This is a genomic window from Gibbsiella greigii (assembly GCF_039540155.1).
Taxonomy (GTDB): Bacteria; Pseudomonadota; Gammaproteobacteria; order Enterobacterales; family Enterobacteriaceae; genus Gibbsiella; species Gibbsiella quercinecans.
Window position 1 is genome coordinate 92,724 of sequence record NZ_BAABEM010000007.1, and the last position, 15,178, is coordinate 107,901.

Annotated in this window: 15 protein-coding genes and 1 CRISPR repeat array; of the genes, 9 read left to right on the forward strand and 6 right to left on the reverse strand. The window is 56.6% G+C overall.

Annotation, left to right across the window (positions count from 1 at the left end; translation table 11 throughout):
* From cas5e to cas2e, 4 genes are read left to right on the forward strand one after another with little or no spacing between them, the layout of a single operon-like run.
* Nucleotides 1-729, forward strand: coding sequence for a Cas5 family CRISPR-associated protein (gene cas5e / locus AC559G_RS06995; protein WP_498912011.1), 729 nt, complete (start codon nucleotides 1-3; stop codon nucleotides 727-729).
* Nucleotides 729-1,397: a type I-E CRISPR-associated protein Cas6/Cse3/CasE gene (cas6e, locus tag AC559G_RS07000; protein ID WP_498912012.1), complete on the forward strand. Its 669-nt coding sequence runs from the start codon at nucleotides 729-731 to the stop codon at nucleotides 1,395-1,397. The genes cas5e and cas6e overlap by 1 nt, the downstream gene beginning before the upstream one ends.
* A 3-nt stretch (nucleotides 1,398-1,400) precedes the next feature.
* Nucleotides 1,401-2,321 (forward strand): type I-E CRISPR-associated endonuclease Cas1, encoded by a 921-nt coding sequence (cas1e, locus tag AC559G_RS07005; RefSeq protein WP_498912013.1) that lies wholly within the window; start codon nucleotides 1,401-1,403, stop codon nucleotides 2,319-2,321.
* Complete coding sequence (gene cas2e, locus AC559G_RS07010) at nucleotides 2,321-2,614, forward strand: type I-E CRISPR-associated endoribonuclease Cas2 (RefSeq protein WP_498912014.1); 294 nt, start codon at nucleotides 2,321-2,323, stop codon at nucleotides 2,612-2,614. The genes cas1e and cas2e overlap by 1 nt, the downstream gene beginning before the upstream one ends.
* An 84-nt stretch (nucleotides 2,615-2,698) precedes the next feature.
* Nucleotides 2,699-4,618: a CRISPR direct-repeat array (repeat unit 29 nt; unit sequence GTGTTCCCCGCGCCAGCGGGGATAAACCG).
* A gap of 61 nt (nucleotides 4,619-4,679) precedes the next feature.
* Here cas2e and AC559G_RS07015 read toward each other — a convergent pair.
* Together AC559G_RS07015 and ubiU are read right to left on the reverse strand one after the other, a co-directional pair.
* On the reverse strand, nucleotides 4,680-5,561 hold the full coding sequence (locus AC559G_RS07015; RefSeq protein ID WP_498912015.1) for a U32 family peptidase: 882 nt from the start codon (nucleotides 5,559-5,561) through the stop codon (nucleotides 4,680-4,682).
* Between the two features lie 8 nt (nucleotides 5,562-5,569).
* Nucleotides 5,570-6,565: a peptidase U32 family protein gene (gene ubiU, locus AC559G_RS07020; protein ID WP_498912016.1), complete on the reverse strand. Its 996-nt coding sequence runs from the start codon at nucleotides 6,563-6,565 to the stop codon at nucleotides 5,570-5,572.
* A 297-nt stretch (nucleotides 6,566-6,862) separates the two neighbouring features.
* On the opposite strand from ubiU, the gene ubiT reads away from it, so the two are divergent.
* On the forward strand, nucleotides 6,863-7,384 hold the full coding sequence (gene ubiT, locus AC559G_RS07025) for a ubiquinone anaerobic biosynthesis accessory factor UbiT (RefSeq protein WP_121553719.1): 522 nt from the start codon (nucleotides 6,863-6,865) through the stop codon (nucleotides 7,382-7,384).
* Nucleotides 7,378-7,881 carry a GNAT family N-acetyltransferase gene (locus AC559G_RS07030; RefSeq protein ID WP_498912017.1) on the forward strand — a complete coding sequence of 168 codons (504 nt, stop codon included), beginning with the start codon at nucleotides 7,378-7,380 and terminating at the stop codon, nucleotides 7,879-7,881. The genes ubiT and AC559G_RS07030 overlap by 7 nt, the downstream gene beginning before the upstream one ends.
* Here the strand turns inward: AC559G_RS07030 and AC559G_RS07035 are convergent.
* Entirely contained in the window at nucleotides 7,868-8,137 is a 270-nt protein-coding gene (locus AC559G_RS07035; protein ID WP_498912184.1) for a GIY-YIG nuclease family protein, read from the reverse strand. The two genes, AC559G_RS07030 and AC559G_RS07035, sit on opposite strands and share 14 nt — an antisense overlap.
* Nucleotides 8,138-8,316: 179 nt before the next feature.
* On the opposite strand from AC559G_RS07035, the gene AC559G_RS07040 reads away from it, so the two are divergent.
* Nucleotides 8,317-8,748, forward strand: a complete 432-nt coding sequence (locus tag AC559G_RS07040) for a YhbP family protein (protein WP_498912018.1) — start codon at nucleotides 8,317-8,319, stop codon at nucleotides 8,746-8,748.
* 8 nt (nucleotides 8,749-8,756) lie between these two features.
* Nucleotides 8,757-9,383: an NAD(P)H-binding protein gene (locus AC559G_RS07045; RefSeq protein WP_498912019.1), complete on the forward strand. Its 627-nt coding sequence runs from the start codon at nucleotides 8,757-8,759 to the stop codon at nucleotides 9,381-9,383.
* Nucleotides 9,384-9,416: 33 nt separating this feature from the next.
* Here AC559G_RS07045 and nrdG read toward each other — a convergent pair whose 3' ends face one another.
* From nrdG to yncE, 3 genes are all read right to left on the reverse strand, one after another.
* Nucleotides 9,417-9,881 (reverse strand): anaerobic ribonucleoside-triphosphate reductase-activating protein, encoded by a 465-nt coding sequence (gene nrdG / locus AC559G_RS07050; protein WP_498912020.1) that lies wholly within the window; start codon nucleotides 9,879-9,881, stop codon nucleotides 9,417-9,419.
* Nucleotides 9,882-10,106: 225 nt separating this feature from the next.
* On the reverse strand, nucleotides 10,107-12,245 hold the full coding sequence (gene nrdD / locus AC559G_RS07055; RefSeq protein ID WP_498912021.1) for an anaerobic ribonucleoside-triphosphate reductase: 2,139 nt from the start codon (nucleotides 12,243-12,245) through the stop codon (nucleotides 10,107-10,109).
* A gap of 387 nt (nucleotides 12,246-12,632) precedes the next feature.
* Nucleotides 12,633-13,712 (reverse strand): 7-bladed beta-propeller protein YncE, encoded by a 1,080-nt coding sequence (yncE, locus tag AC559G_RS07060; RefSeq protein WP_438598448.1) that lies wholly within the window; start codon nucleotides 13,710-13,712, stop codon nucleotides 12,633-12,635.
* A 440-nt stretch (nucleotides 13,713-14,152) separates the two neighbouring features.
* On the opposite strand from yncE, the gene AC559G_RS07065 reads away from it, so the two are divergent.
* Complete coding sequence (locus AC559G_RS07065; RefSeq protein WP_498912185.1) at nucleotides 14,153-15,073, forward strand: L,D-transpeptidase family protein; 921 nt, start codon at nucleotides 14,153-14,155, stop codon at nucleotides 15,071-15,073.
* Nucleotides 15,074-15,178 lie beyond the last annotated feature (105 nt).

Genomic DNA, 15,178 nt, shown 5'->3' on the forward strand with positions numbered 1-15,178 from the left:
ATGTCCCGCTATTTATTATTCCAGCTCTATGCGCCGCTTGCCTCTTGGGGCGCCGCCGCTGTGGGTGAGGTTCGCCATACTGATGTGATACCAACGCGTTCTGCTTTACTGGGGTTGCTGGCCGCTGCGCTTGGGATCTCGCGGGAGCAGGAGGCGCGGTTGAACCAATTCAACCAGCATTATTGCTTTGCCGTGTTGCCGCTTTCTTCCCGTGAACAGTGGTTACGGGACTACCACACTACGCAAGTGCCTAAAGAAAATAGAAAGCGCAGTTATGTTACCCGGCGTGATGAGTTAACCATGGCGCCGGAAGAAGTGGGTACCCTGTTATCGGTAAGAGAATATCGCTGTGATGCCTATTATCTGATTGCGGTTGAAGCTACGGCAGGCGCGCCTGAAACGTTGGATGCCCTGGCCCTGGCACTGAATGCTCCGGACTTTCCTCTTTATCTTGGGCGTAAGGCATGCCCGTTGGCACTGCCTTTGGCGCCGAAAATTGTTGAAGGAAACCTGGCGGAAGCATTCCGGCAGGGGGAAAAATCACTGGAGCAGGATCTTGCCTTATTGTTTGCTCAACCGGCCCCTGAAGTGATGTGCTACTGGGAGGGTGAGCAGGAAGGTGTTGAATTATTAGGGGCGCAGCAGCGTAGCGATCGGCCGCTTAGCCGCCGGCGTTGGCAATTTGGCCTGCGGGTGCAGCACAGTGGGAAGTATCGGAGGGAGGCGTAATGTTTCTTTCTCGTGTTACGTTGGATGTAGCAAAACTGCCACCTACCATGTTGCATAAATGGTTCAGCGAGCAACAACCCTATGCAAGCCATCAATGGCTATGGCAGCTCTTTCCCGAGGAGCGAGAGCGGAGCTATTTATTTCGTCAGGAGAAATCGGTTTCTTCTAACGGGCTGTTTTACCTTTTGTCTGCGCGCAGACCCAACCAGGAACATAACCTGTTCCGGGTTGAAACTAAACCATTCTCCCCGCTGTTGTACCAAGGGATGCGGCTACATTTTTGTTTGCGAGCCAATCCGGTTGTTACTCGTAATAATAAGCGCAGCGATGTGATGATGGACGCCAAATTTCATGCCCGGCAACAGGGTATTGCTACTGATGTATGGTGGCAGTTACAAGAACAAGCAGCCCAACGATGGCTAATTGAGCAGGGGCAGCGTAACGGTTTCCGCTTGTTACCTATAGCTGATGGTTTAACTAATGTTGTGGCCTATAAATCTCAAAGGTTTGTACGGCGAACTGGGGAAAGGCCAATTACGTTTAGCACCGTTGATTATGCGGGGTATTTAACCGTGACGGAGCCAGCGCTTTTTTTAGATGTTTTGCACTCTGGGCTGGGAAAAAGCAAAGCGTTAGGTTGTGGGCTGTTAATGATAAAAAGAGGATAACTTATGGGTTTTATTCCTCTTAATCCTCTTCCGCTGAAAGATAGAACGTCGATGGTGTTCCTGCAATATGGGCAGATCGATGTTATTGATGGTGCGTTCGTTTTGGTGGATAAAACCGGCGTACGTACGCATATTCCATTAGGTAGCGTTGCCTGTATTATGCTGGAGCCGGGAACACGAGTTTCACACGCCGCAGTCAGGTTAGCAGCAACCGCAGGGACGCTCTTGGTTTGGGTGGGGGAAGCAGGTGTTAGAATGTATGCCAGTGGGCAACCTGGTGGTGCGCGTTCAGATCGTTTGTTATATCAGGCCAAGTTGGCCTTGGATGAGGATCTGCGTCTGAAAGTGGTGCGCAAGATGTTCGAATTACGATTTGGCGAACCTGCGCCGAGCCGTCGTTCAGTTGAGCAGTTGCGTGGCATAGAAGGTGCCAGGGTAAGGCAAACTTATTCCATATTGGCTCAGCGTTATGGCGTGAAGTGGCATGGGCGGCGTTATGATCCGAAGGATTGGGAAAAAGGTGATGTTGTTAATCAATGTATCAGTGCGGCAACGTCTTGCTTATATGGTATTACTGAAGCCGCCGTGCTAGCGGCGGGTTATGCTCCTGCCATTGGTTTTGTACATACCGGAAAGCCATTATCTTTTGTTTATGACATTGCAGATATAATTAAATTTGAAGGCGTTGTTCCAAAAGCCTTTGAAATTGCAGCTGCTTCTCCCCTATTACCAGATAAAGCAGTACGTTTGGCCTGCCGCGATATTTTTCGCAGCCAAAAAACATTAGCCCGTTTGATCCCGTTGATTGAAGAAGTATTAGCCGCCGGTGAAATTGAAATGCCTAAACCATTTGAAGATGCGCAACCACCGGCTATTCCTGAGCCGACATCATTGGGTGACGTCGGCCATCGGAGTCGTAACTGATGGGTATGTTGGTGGTTGTGACTGAAAATGTGCCTCCTCGTTTGCGGGGGCGTTTGGCTATTTGGTTGCTTGAAGTCCGAGCCGGGGTTTATATAGGAAATACGTCCCGCAAAGTTAGAGAGATGATCTGGCAACAAATCACTGCGCTAGCGGATGACGGCAATGTTGTTATGTCTTGGGCAACGAACAATGAGTCGGGTTTTGACTTTCAAACCTTGGGTGAGAACAGGCGCATGCCGGTAGATCTTGATGGATTAAGATTGGTATCCTTCTACCCTTTTGAAAATCAATAGGTTATGGTTCTTTAAAAACAGGGAAAAGTTGGTGAATTTTTAATGCTTGAAAAAGTTATTATATAACAGTTATATACGTTTAGAGTGTTCCCCGCGCCAGCGGGGATAAACCGTTGCTGCAGGCCATTGGTCATCTGTTTGACGAGTGTTCCCCGCGCCAGCGGGGATAAACCGCGTACTTTCCGCCATATCGCCGCCCTGGTTTGGTGTTCCCCGCGCCAGCGGGGATAAACCTGAGCGTATGCAGTACATCAAGAAAAACCCTTCGTGTTCCCCGCGCCAGCGGGGATAAACCGGGTGACACGTTCACAGCCGGTAAAGAGTATGTGTGTTCCCCGCGCCAGCGGGGATAAACCGCGAACCAAACTGTGGGACGAGTTTGGTTATCCGTGTTCCCCGCGCCAGCGGGGATAAACCGATGATGAGATGGCGGAGTTAGCCAAACGGCTGGTGTTCCCCGCGCCAGCGGGGATAAACCGCTCGATAACATGAGCAAGATGGCTGACATCGCGTGTTCCCCGCGCCAGCGGGGATAAACCGGAGAGACTGAATGTTTGTATTTTCCACCCGACGTGTTCCCCGCGCCAGCGGGGATAAACCGCCCGAATGGTCCATGAAGCTGCCGGGGATTTCGTGTTCCCCGCGCCAGCGGGGATAAACCATATGCGGGATAGGTTCATATCATCTTTAGGGAGTGTTCCCCGCGCCAGCGGGGATAAACCGCCGGCCGAGATGATGGAGCACATCATCACCAGGTGTTCCCCGCGCCAGCGGGGATAAACCGTTGGATTTGGTTGCCTCGCCGCAGCTGTTGGAGTGTTCCCCGCGCCAGCGGGGATAAACCGGTGGGTGAAAAATAATGGCTCGCTCAGTCAATGTGTTCCCCGCGCCAGCGGGGATAAACCGCCGTTCCTGGCTGAGCGCCTATCACTGGATGGGTGTTCCCCGCGCCAGCGGGGATAAACCGTTGTCCGCTTGCCACCATTTTGATAACGACCAGTGTTCCCCGCGCCAGCGGGGATAAACCGCAACTCGTTTGGTGACGGCACCGCGCAACACGGTGTTCCCCGCGCCAGCGGGGATAAACCGGAACGACTTTCCATCAACGTTGGCAAACGCCAGTGTTCCCCGCGCCAGCGGGGATAAACCGTCGAACGGGAATGGGATCGGCATATCGTGAAAGTGTTCCCCGCGCCAGCGGGGATAAACCGACAGCGCGCGGATCGCCTCTCCGCAGGAGTCTGTGTTCCCCGCGCCAGCGGGGATAAACCGATCCCAGCCGACGGCAATGGTCATCAGGAATTGTGTTCCCCGCGCCAGCGGGGATAAACCGACTTTCCCCCTGCAAATTTCTCAGAATTCACGGTGTTCCCCGCGCCAGCGGGGATAAACCGTGCGCCGGTTGCATTGACATAACTGTCAACGAGTGTTCCCCGCGCCAGCGGGGATAAACCGCGCGTGATTGAAGAAAATGAGGCGACCAATGGGTGTTCCCCGCGCCAGCGGGGATAAACCACCAAACCCCGCCGTCGTTATCCGGGGAATCACGTGTTCCCCGCGCCAGCGGGGATAAACCGTGCTCGTTTTATATCTACCCGGAGCGCAATGCGTGTTCCCCGCGCCAGCGGGGATAAACCGGCCACTGCTGCTTTTTGTCATTAACGAAATGAGTGTTCCCCGCGCCAGCGGGGATAAAACGGAAACCGAGGGCATTTGGTGGAACGCGTTCCGGTGTTCCCCGCGCCAGCGGGGATAAACCGACTATGGAATATGGTGTGGATTCCCTAACGCAGTGTTCCCCGCGCCAGCGGGGATAAACCGGATTCGCAGCTAATGGCGCTACTGCAAAAACTGTGTTCCCCGCGCCAGCGGGGATAAACCGTACATGCGGGTGCCGATGGGAGCGGGTAACTCGTGTTCCCCGCGCCAGCGGGGATAAACCGATACATCTGAACCTCATCAACCATACGCTCTCGTGTTCCCCGCGCCAGCGGGGATAATCCGTTTTACGCCAACTCCGAAAAGTCACAAGCACAGTGTTCCCCGCCGCGGCGGGGAACATACCTTATTGCTGCACCAGCTCCAGCCCGGCCAGGCGGCGCCAGTAGCCGTTACAGTCGGCGCGATCGGCCAGCGCCAGCGGCTGTTGGCCCTGTTGGTTGGCGCGGAAATGATCGACCATCGCCAGCGTGTCTGGCCCCTGCGGTGACAGGCGCACAATGTCCACCAGTTCCTGCATTGCCGCCAGTTCGTTGCCCAGGTTGTAACAATAACCGCTTAAGGTTTGGATACCGTTTAGCACGAACACCTGCTGGTTTTCCTGCGAGCGCATGGCGCGCCCCTGCGGGTATTTGATACAGCAGGTTTCACATTCGTCTTTGCCGCGGTTTTCCGAACGGGCGGTAAAACAGCGTGCCGAATAGGCCAGCGGTAGGTGGCCATAGCCCATCACTTCCACCTCAAACTGATGGCGGAACCCCAGTTCGTCGCACTGCGCCAGCAGGTTCGCCAGCCAGTCGCGCGAAAGCTCCACCGGCATGCACCAGCGCACCATGCCCTGTTTGTGCAGCAGGCGCAGCGTGTAGGCGTTGTAGCAGTTCAGCGCATGGCCGGCGACGAACGGCAGCCCGCGCTCCGCGGCCATATTAACCGTGCCCAGATCGTTGGCTTCAATCAGAAACTCGCCGTTTTCCACATAGCGTTTCAGCTCGTTCAGTTCAGAAGGCGCCTGCAACAGCGCCAGCGTGGTGATCACCACCTGCTTGCCGGACTTGGCCACTTCCTGCGCCAGTGCTAGCCAGTCGCCCACTTTCATCTCGCGCCGCTTGGGGCAGACGTGTTCGCCCAGGTAAATGATGTCGGCGCTGCTGTCTTTGGCCTGCTGGTAAAAGGCTTCAGTTTGCGTTTTCGGCCAGTAGTAGAGCACTGGCCCGAGTGCGTATTTCATGCGTCCTCCTACTGCCATTTGCGGTGATAGGCACCGAGCGTGGTTTGGGTGCCTTCGGCCATCGCGCCCAAGGCTTCCATCCAGCGAGGATCGGGCTGATAGGCGCCTGGGTTGGCTTTACAGCGATCGATGGCCTGGCGCCATACCCGTGCCACCTGGCTGACGTATGCCGGGCTGCGTTGGCGGCCTTCAATTTTCACCGAAGCAATGTTGGCGGCCAGCAGGTCCGGCAACAGTTCTAACGTATTGAGGCTGGTGGGCTCTTCCAGCGCATGGTAACGCACGTCGTCCACCAGGTAGCGGCCCTTACAGAGCGTCGGGTAGCCGGCGTTTTCCCCATCCTGATAGCGGTCGATCAGCACCTCGTTAAGGCGTGATTCCATGCCCTGCGGCGTTTGCTGCCAGCGCACAAACCGCGCCGGCGAACAGGCGCCAACGGTATTGGGGGATTCACCGGTCAGGTAAGAGGAGAGGTAACAGCGCCCTTCGGCCATGATGCACAGGCTACCGAAGGCGAACACTTCCAGCGGCACCGGGCTGGTGCGAGCCAGTTGCTTCACCTGGTGCATCGACAGCACGCGCGGCAGCACCACGCGGTGTACGTCGAAGTGGCGCTGGTAAAAGCGAATCGCTTCCTCGTTGGTGGCGGAAGCCTGCACCGAGACGTGGCGTTCTACCTGCGGATAACGCTCCGCGGCATATTCCAGCATGGCCAGATCCGCCAGGATCAGCGCATCCGCACCCAACTGCGCAGCCATATCCACCGCCCGTTGCCAGCGGGCATAGCCGTCCGGGTGCGCGAAGGTATTGATGGCGATATGCAGCTTGCGGTTATACCGATGCACGTAGTTCACCGCTTCCTGTAGCTTTTTCTCGGTGAAATTGAGCCCGGCGAAATGGCGCGCATTGGTGTCGTCCTTCAGGCCGATGTAAACGGCATCGGCACCATTATCCACCGCGGCTTTCAAAGCCGGCAGGTTGCCGGCGGGGCAAAGCAGCTCCATAGATTTATCCTGATCCAGCGGGCTTATTCGCTGTGATAATTGTTGCCGGGTATACTCTGATTTTTCGCGCTGCGGCTCTAAGCCGCATGGGGATAAGCATTTTTACCGGCAGTAATTGAAACAAGAGGCTAATTTTAGTGAAGCCGTGGCCAACAGGCTTTGATTTGGGGCAGTTTCTGGCGTATTGATAAACGGGGTGTCACGGTGTTGAAATGCCGATTTGTTGATATAAGCCGCGGTACCTGGGCACCGATGTGGCAAAATACTGGCAATCTGTATTGAAAGGAGTGAATGACTGTGTTGGAAAAACTACGAGCACGCCTTGTGCGTCAGGGGCCAGCGCTGTTGCGCGTACCGTTAAAACTCACGCCGTTTGCTCTGCAACGCCAGGTTTTACAGCAGGTGCTGAGTTGGCAGTTCCGCCAAGCGCTGGCCGATGGCGAACTGGCGTTTTTGGAATCGCGCTGGCTGAAGATCGAAATACGCGATCTGGCGCTGAGCTGGTTTATGAGCGTGGAGAACGATCGGTTGGTGGTGAGCCAGCATGCGCAGGCGGATGTCAGCTTCAGCGGCGATGCCAACGATCTGATCCTGGTCGCGGCGCGCAAGCAGGATCCCGATACGCTGTTTTTCCAACGCCGGCTTCAGATCGAAGGGGATACCGAGTTGGGCCTGTACGTCAAAAACCTAATGGACGCCATCGAGCTTGAATCCATGCCGGCGCCGCTGCGTATTGGCCTGCTGCAACTGGCCGATTTCGTTGAGGCTGGCTTGCAAGATTGCGTCGAACAACCTCCGCAACGGGTGGCGCCATGCTGATACGCGTGGAAATTCCTGTGGACGCCGCGGGCATTGATGCCCTGCTTCGCCGCGCCTTTGGCCGTGATGACGAGGCCGAACTGGTTCACCAACTGCGTGAAGATGGCCTGCTAACGCTGGGGATTGTTGCCACGGACGACGAAGGCGGGGTGGTGGGTTACGCCGCCTTTAGCCCGGTGGACGTTGCCGGCGAAGATCGCCAATGGGTGGCGCTTGCGCCGCTGGCGGTGGAGGAAAGCCTGCGCGGCCAGGGGCTGGGCGAGAGGCTGGTGTATGAAGGGCTGGATGCGCTCAATGAATTCAGCTATGCCGCCGTGGTGGTGCTGGGCGAGCCGGCCTATTACGCGCGCCTGGGCTTTAAAAATGCGGCGCAGTACGATTTGCACTGCCGTTGGCCCGGTGGCGAAAGCGCCCTGCAGGTTTACCCGCTGGCTGAAGACGCATTGGCTGGCCCCTGCGGGCTGGTGGCGTATTCAGCGCCGTTTAATCGTTTTTAGCGCCAGGCAACAGGTGCACCAGCGAAAGGGGCGGGTGGCTTACCAGCCGCTCTTTTTGCTGTTTGCTAAGCTGCTTTACCCGGTATTCCAGCCGCAATGCCAGCGAGCGGTCGCCAATCTGGCAGTGGTATGCCAACGCCAACGGCCCTTTGCCGCGCAGGGCCTTGGCTCCTTTGCCCGCCTGGTGCTGCGCCACGCGCCGTGCCACATCGGTAGTGATCCCCGTATAGAGCATGCCGTTAGGCAACCGCAGCATATAAAGGTGCCAGGAAGTGCTTTCTTTCACCCGCTATCCCTTTGTGATTTCCAATATTTTCGCTCAGGTTACTATAGGGAATGCCGCCGGGTTTCTGTACCCTTTTTTACGCCCCTGCTGGGGTGCCAACTGAAAATCACCGGCGTGACCTTAACCAAGTACAGGGAACCGGAGCCAGTATGAGCGAAGACCTATCACTGATCGCCCGTTTTTTGAATAAGCAACACGTACTGACGCTGTGCGCTGGCAACGGCGAAGACATGTGGTGCGCTAACTGCTTTTACGTGTTTGACGCCGAGCGCATGGCGCTGTGGCTGATGACGGAACCGCACACCCGCCACGGCGAGCTGATGCAGCAGCGGCCACGGGTCGTCGGCACCATCGCGCCACAGCCGAAAACGATCGCGCTGATCCGCGGGGTGCAGTACGGCGGTGATATCGCCCGGCTTTCCGGGGAAGAAGAGGCATTGGCGCGCGCCCGCTATTGCAAGCGCTTCCCGATCGCCAAAGTGATGAAGGCACCAATCTGGCAACTCACCCTGCAGGAGGTCAAAATGACCGACAATACGCTGGGCTTTGGCAAAAAACTGCACTGGTCCCGCAGCGAATAAGGAGACGCATGATGAAGGTTTTACTGGTTGGGGCTACCGGCCTGGTCGGCAGTGCGCTGTTGCGGCAGTTGCAGGCCGATGAGCGGGTTACGGCGATCGTCGCACCGACGCGCGTGCCCTTGCCGCCGCACGCCAAACTGGATAACTCGGTCGGCGGCGATTTGCATGCGCTGTTGGCCGGCCTGGAAGCGCCGGTCGACGCCGTGTTTTGCTGCCTGGGCACCACGCGCCGGCAGGCGGGCAGCGCCGAGAAGTTCCGTGATGTGGACTTTTCGCTGGTGGTGGCGAGCGCGCAGGCCGGGCGGCGGCTGGGTGCGCGGCACTGCCTGGTGGTCAGTGCGCTGGGGGCTAACCCACGCTCCGGTTTTTTCTATAACCGCACTAAGGGTGAGATGGAGCAAGCGCTGCGTGAACAGAACTGGCCGCGCCTGACGCTGGTACGGCCATCAATGCTGTTGGGGGAGCGCGCAACGCCGCGTGGGCTGGAGCGCCTGACGGCGCCGTTGTTCAAGCTGCTGCCGGGAAAATGGCGTGCGGTGGCGGCGCAGGACGTGGCGCACGCCCTGTTGGCGCAGGCGTTTAGCGCTGGGAGCGGGGTGAATATTCTGGAGTCCGACCAACTGCATCGGCGCTAAGGCCGGTTTAGAGGCGATGTGCGGGAAACGGCCTTAGCGCAGCCTGTGCACCACTTGGTTGCTGCTGCCGCGCCAGATCAACATCGGATCTTTCAGATCCTGCACGAATTTCCCATCGATCAAGACGTTAATCCGATCCACCACTCGCATTTGCGCAGCGTCTAATTCGGCAAGCTGATAGCCGGTCCACACCCAGATATCCTTGCCGGGGCATTCTGCGCGCACGCGTTTGACCAACTGCAAGATGAAAGGCACGTTCTGCGGGTGTAGCGGATCGCCACCTGAAAGCGACAGCCCCTGGCGAGGGATGCGGGGGTCGTTGAGATCGTTGATGATCTGATCTTCCATCGCCGCGGTAAACGGTAGGCCCGAGTTCAGCCGCCAGGTGCTTTTGTTGTAGCAGCCAGGGCATTGGTGCACACAGCCGGCAACGAACAGGGTGCAACGTGTTCCGGGGCCGTTGACGACGTCAATTGGGTAGTACTGGTGGTAGTTCATAATATTGGCTTCTGTTTGTATTTCCCTCACCCCAACCCTCTCCCAGTGGGAGAGGGGGCGGAGCGGTACCAGTGTTCTCACCCCAGCCCTTTTGCAAGGGGAGAGGGGGCAGGGCGGCGCAGTTCCCTCACCCCAGCCCTCTCCCAAGGGGAGAGGGAGCAGGGCGGTGCAAGTTTCCCCACATCAACCCTCTCCCTGGGGGAGAGGGCCAGGGTGAGGGCGGGGTTAACCTAACTGCCCATTGTTTAAATGCTTGACCCGGCGTTTCACCTCTTCTTGCTTGCCGGCGTTGAACGGCCGTGCGTCCGGGCTGCCCAGGTAGCCGCATACGCGGCGGATCACCGAAACCTTGGTGGAGTCATGGTTGCCGCATTTCGGGCAGGTGAACCCTTTGCTGGTGCACTCAAACTCACCGGTGAAGCCACATGCATAGCATTCGTCGATTGGCGTATTGGTGCCGTAGTACGGCACGCGGGTATAGCTGTAATCCCAAACGTCTTCGAGCGCTTTCAGGTTGTGCTGCAGGTTCGGGTATTCGCCGTAGCAGATGAAGCCGCCGCTGGCGAGCGGTGGGTAAGGCGCTTCAAAATCCAGTTTGTCGTACGGGTTAACCTTTTTCTCCACGTCCAGGTGGAAGCTATTGGTGTAGTAGCCTTTGTCGGTCACGCCGGGCACCACGCCAAATTCGGCGGTATCCAGCCGGCAGAAACGATCGCACAGGTTTTCGCTGGGGGTGCTGTACAGGCTGAAGCCGTAGCCGGTTTCTTTCTTCCAGCTTTCGGTCGCGGCGCTGAGCCGTTCCACGATGGCGATGCCTTTGGCGCGTAGCGCGTCGTCGTCATACAGGTGTTTTTCCGTGCCGAACAGCGCGTTAATGGTTTCATGAATACCGATATAGCCCAGCGAGATAGACGCGCGGCCATTGCGGAAGATTTCGGCAATGTCGTCGTCGGCCTTCAGCCGCACGCCGCAGGCGCCTTCCATATACAAGATGGGAGCGACGCGCGCTTTGATCCCTTCCAGCCGCGCGATACGCGTCATCAATGCCTTCTTGGCCAGGTTCAGGCGATCGTCCAGCAGCACCCAGAAGCGTGACTCATCGCCCTTGGCCTCCAGCGCGATGCGCGGTAGGTTCAGGCTGATCACGCCCAGGTTATTACGGCCATCGTGGATCAGTTCGCCGTTCTCTTCATAGGTGCCCAGGAAGCTGCGGCAGCCCATTGGGGTTTTGAAAGAACCGGTGACTTTAACCACCTGATCGTAGTTCAGAATATCCGGGTACATGCGCTTGCTGGCGCATTCCAGCGCCAGCTGCTTGATATCGTAGTTCGGATCGTCGAAGCGGTGGTTCAGGCCATCGCGAATGGCGAATACCAGCTTCGGGAATACCGCGGTTTTACGGTTTTTGCCAAGCCCGGCGATACGGTTTTTCAGGATCGACTGTTGGATCATACGCGACTGCCAACTGGTGCCCAGACCGAAGCCGAAGGTCACGAACGGCGTCTGGCCATTGGCGGTGTGCAGGGTATTCACCTCATATTCCAGCGACTGAAAGGCGTCGTAGCACTCTTTTTCGGTCCGCGCCATGGCGTAGCCTTCCGCATCCGGGATCTGCCATTGTTCGGCCACTTTCCGGTGTTTGTTGTGGCTTTCGCTAACAAACGGTGCCAGCACTTCGTCAATTCGATTGATGGTGGTGCCGCCGTAAATGTGGCTGGCAACCTGGGCGATAATCTGCGCCGTCACGGCGGTGGCGGTGGAGATCGATTTTGGCGGTTCGATCTCGGCATTGCCCATTTTAAAGCCGTTGGTCAGCATGCCTTTCAGATCGATCAGCATACAGTTGAACATTGGGAAGAACGGCGAATAGTCGAGATCGTGGTAGTGGATTTCGCCACGCTCATGCGCCAGCACCACGTCACGTGGCAGGATATGCTGCTTGGCGTAGTGCTTGGCGACGATACCGGCCAGCAGATCGCGCTGGGTTGGGATCACTTTGCTGTCTTTGTTGGCGTTTTCATTGAGCAGCGCCACGTTGCTTTGCTCCACCAGGCCGCGGATTTCCTGGTTGAGGCGGCCGCGTAACTCACGCGAGATATCGCGATCGTGGCGATATTCGATATAGGCGCGCGCCAGTTGTTTGTAAGGGCCGGCCATCAGCTGGTTTTCCACCGCCTGCTGAATTTCGTGAATATCGACGCGTTGGCGTTGTTCCATCTGTTGAGCGACCACCCGGGCAATGGTGGCGCAATAGTCGGCGTCGACAATCTCGGCGGCCAGCGCCGCTCGTTCCACCGCCTGGCCGATACGCGCCTCGTCAAAAGGTACCTGGCAACCATCCCGTTTGATCACTACTGGTTTCACGTTGTTTCTCCTTGCCCGGATGTGGAGCGTTATGCGAATTTTGGCTTATCCACAGGCCAAACCCGCGGCGCACAAGGGGTGCGGCGGTTGTGGATGATTTTGTGGATAAATACTATATATAGTTTAATTTAGATATGTCTGCACTATATATTGGGATTGGGCGGATTTTTTTGACCTGGGACAAAGAATTCAAATGACCGTCGGATTGCTGTACAGCACCCATTTTGTGATCGCTTGTGCCATGCGCTCTGGCAGCTCAACTTACAGGAAAGGGTAAAAAGTGAAAGCTGTGATGTTTGTCACATTATAGTCTGTTTGGGCTGTCAGGTTGTGCTCTTACGTGGGTGCCAGTGGGGGTAAACAGGGGCGCGGTTGCGCCCCTGGGGATTATTTGAAGGCGATGCGAATCACGTCATCTGGATCCGTCGCTTCTTTATCACGGGTTGAAGCCTGCTTCACGCTGACGTACAGCGTTTGGCCATCCGGCGACAGCGCCAGGCTGTTCGGATAAACCGGGGTTTTGATGGTGTGCAACACGTTGTAGGTTTTGGCGTCGATCACGCTGACTTCACCGGTTTTACGGTGGGTCACGTAAACTTCATTACGCGTTGGGTTAAACAGCACCGCCAGTGATTCCGGCACGTCGATGGCTTTGAGAATATTGCCGTTGCGGGTGTCGACCACCAGCAGTTGGGCCTGCTTCGAGTCGGTCAGGAACGCGCGGTGCGTTGCCGGATCCAGGCTGATATTCAGGAAGAAGTGTTCTTTGGCTTCGTCGATTTTCTTGCGGGTGAGGATTTTGTTGGTTTTGGTGTCGATGGTAATCAGTTCACCGTCGCCATTGGTGACGTACAAGCGGTTTGCCGCCGCATCCAACGCCAGGCCGGTACCCATTTTGCCGGTATCGGTAATGGTGGTGCGCAGTTTCAGGTCTTTGCCGTCAACCACCCACACTACGCTGGATTCCCCCAGGCCGGTGATATAAACGGTGTCGGTACTGGCATCGGCGACCAGTTCACGCGGCGCCAGCGGCCGAACTGTTTCAGAGCGTTTGCGCGCGTCCAGCACCAGGCGGCCTTTTACGTCACCGGTTTTGGCATCAATGGCGGTCAGTGAGTTGTTAACGGTATTGCCGAAATACAGCGTATCGGTTTGCTGATTAATCGCGGCACCAAACGGTTTGATGTCGTTGTGAATAGCTTGCGTGATATCCAGCGTTTTCGGATCCAGACGATAAACCACACCGCCTTTATCCAGACGGCGGCTTTGCGACGTTGCCAGATACAGTGCATCCTGGCCCTGGCTGTAAACCATTTCATAGGCGCCTTTGGCGACCGGTTTGCGCAGCACTTCCGGCTCGGCCTGTGCATAAAGCGCGGTGGAAAGCAGCATTGTGGTCAGCAGTACCAGAGGGGACACCGCGCGTTTTGCAAACCGCGAGCGGGCACTTGTGATCAAAGAAGTCATAGTATCTCCGTATAGTCCATATCAAATTGCCGCGGGGCAGATGCCGGACGGCGAAACAGGCTCAACATTGAATAACAAGTAAAATGTTTCCGGGCACGTTTTTGCGCGCCACTTCTCACTTAAGAATAATAATCATTATTTTTATCAAATGGGAGCTATTTTCTTTTCATCATCCGTATGCGACATGACGCGTTTTTTTCGTTAGGCGGCACGCTTTTTTCGGCGCCTAGGCCTGAACCCGCCTGAACTGCCGGTGCGGCGCCGGCTCTGGCGGCTTAACAAAAATACCGTAGTAAGCAGTACCGGGTTACAAAAAAGTGCGATATGAAACCGGGAATGTTTCACTCTTTGGGCCAAGTGAACATATAATGCGCATCCGGTCTTTATGGCCGCCCATAACCGATGTCTATTACCGCCAGTGCGGCCACCACTACACGAAGATGAAAATGAGCATTCGCGCGTTATTAACCCTGTTTACAGCGCTGGTTGCATTCAGCCAGGCTGCCTTTGCCGTTGTCTATCCGCTGCCTCCCAAGGGCAGCCGCCTGGTGGGGGAGAATATCCAGATCCAGGTGCCGGCAGACAGCAAGCTGCCGTTGGAAAGCTTTGCCGCCCAGTATCAAATGGGTCTGAGCAACATGTTGGAAGCCAACCCCGGTGTGGATCCGTTCCTGCCGCTGCCGGGCAGTACGCTGACTATCCCGCAGCAGTTGATTTTGCCAGATACCCCGCACCAGGGGATTGTGGTCAACAGCGCCGAGATGCGTTTGTACTACTACCCGAAAGGCTCTAACACCGTCGTGGTGCTGCCGATCGGTATCGGCCAGTTGGGCAAAGACACGCCGCAGAACTGGGTAACCAGCGTGCAGCGTAAGAAAGATGGCCCAACCTGGACGCCGACCGCCAAAATGCGCGAAGAATACGCCGCCCAGGGGGAAATCCTGCCAGCGGTGTACCCTGCCGGCCCGGATAACCCGATGGGGCTGTATGCGCTGTACGTAGGCCGCCTGTATGCCATCCACGGCACCAACGCCAACTTTGGCATTGGGCTGCGCGTCAGCCACGGCTGCGTGCGTTTGCGTGCCGATGATATCAAGTATCTGTTTGATAACGTGCCGGTAGGTACCCGCGTGCAGTTTATCAACGAGCCGGTAAAAGCGAGCGTTGAGCCGGACGGTTCCCGCTATCTGGAAGTGCACAACCCGCTGTCTGCCAGTGAGGAAGAGCTGCAGTCCAAAGAGCCGGTGCCTATCACCATTTCCGCGCCGGTCGGCAAAGTGCTGATGGATGCGGGGGTTAACCAGAATAACGTGGACGATGCCATTAAAATGCGTTCCGGTATGCCGGTGAAGGTGAATTGATTCGTTAGGGTACAGCCCGAAGGATTGTTATTAAATGGGGCGCTGATTGCGCCCCATGTCGATCTTATAAGCCTTCAGCGATCCTTTTTCTTGTCGAAAATCTTC

What these genes read in the sequence shown, in the direction of transcription:
- cas5e (WP_498912011.1), top strand. Translation starts at nt 1, where the DNA reads ATGTCCCGCTATTTATTATTCCAGCTCTATGCGCCGCTTGCCTCTTGG.
- cas6e (WP_498912012.1), top strand. Translation starts at nt 729, where the DNA reads ATGTTTCTTTCTCGTGTTACGTTGGATGTAGCAAAACTGCCACCTACC.
- cas1e (WP_498912013.1), top strand. Translation starts at nt 1,401, where the DNA reads ATGGGTTTTATTCCTCTTAATCCTCTTCCGCTGAAAGATAGAACGTCG.
- cas2e (WP_498912014.1), top strand. Translation starts at nt 2,321, where the DNA reads ATGGGTATGTTGGTGGTTGTGACTGAAAATGTGCCTCCTCGTTTGCGG.
- AC559G_RS07015 (WP_498912015.1), bottom strand. Translation starts at nt 5,561, where the DNA reads ATGAAATACGCACTCGGGCCAGTGCTCTACTACTGGCCGAAAACGCAA.
- ubiU (WP_498912016.1), bottom strand. Translation starts at nt 6,565, where the DNA reads ATGGAGCTGCTTTGCCCCGCCGGCAACCTGCCGGCTTTGAAAGCCGCG.
- AC559G_RS07030 (WP_498912017.1), top strand. Translation starts at nt 7,378, where the DNA reads ATGCTGATACGCGTGGAAATTCCTGTGGACGCCGCGGGCATTGATGCC.
- AC559G_RS07035 (WP_498912184.1), bottom strand. Translation starts at nt 8,137, where the DNA reads ATGCTGCGGTTGCCTAACGGCATGCTCTATACGGGGATCACTACCGAT.
- AC559G_RS07040 (WP_498912018.1), top strand. Translation starts at nt 8,317, where the DNA reads ATGAGCGAAGACCTATCACTGATCGCCCGTTTTTTGAATAAGCAACAC.
- AC559G_RS07045 (WP_498912019.1), top strand. Translation starts at nt 8,757, where the DNA reads ATGATGAAGGTTTTACTGGTTGGGGCTACCGGCCTGGTCGGCAGTGCG.
- nrdG (WP_498912020.1), bottom strand. Translation starts at nt 9,881, where the DNA reads ATGAACTACCACCAGTACTACCCAATTGACGTCGTCAACGGCCCCGGA.
- yncE (WP_438598448.1), bottom strand. Translation starts at nt 13,712, where the DNA reads ATGACTTCTTTGATCACAAGTGCCCGCTCGCGGTTTGCAAAACGCGCG.
- AC559G_RS07065 (WP_498912185.1), top strand. Translation starts at nt 14,153, where the DNA reads ATGAAAATGAGCATTCGCGCGTTATTAACCCTGTTTACAGCGCTGGTT.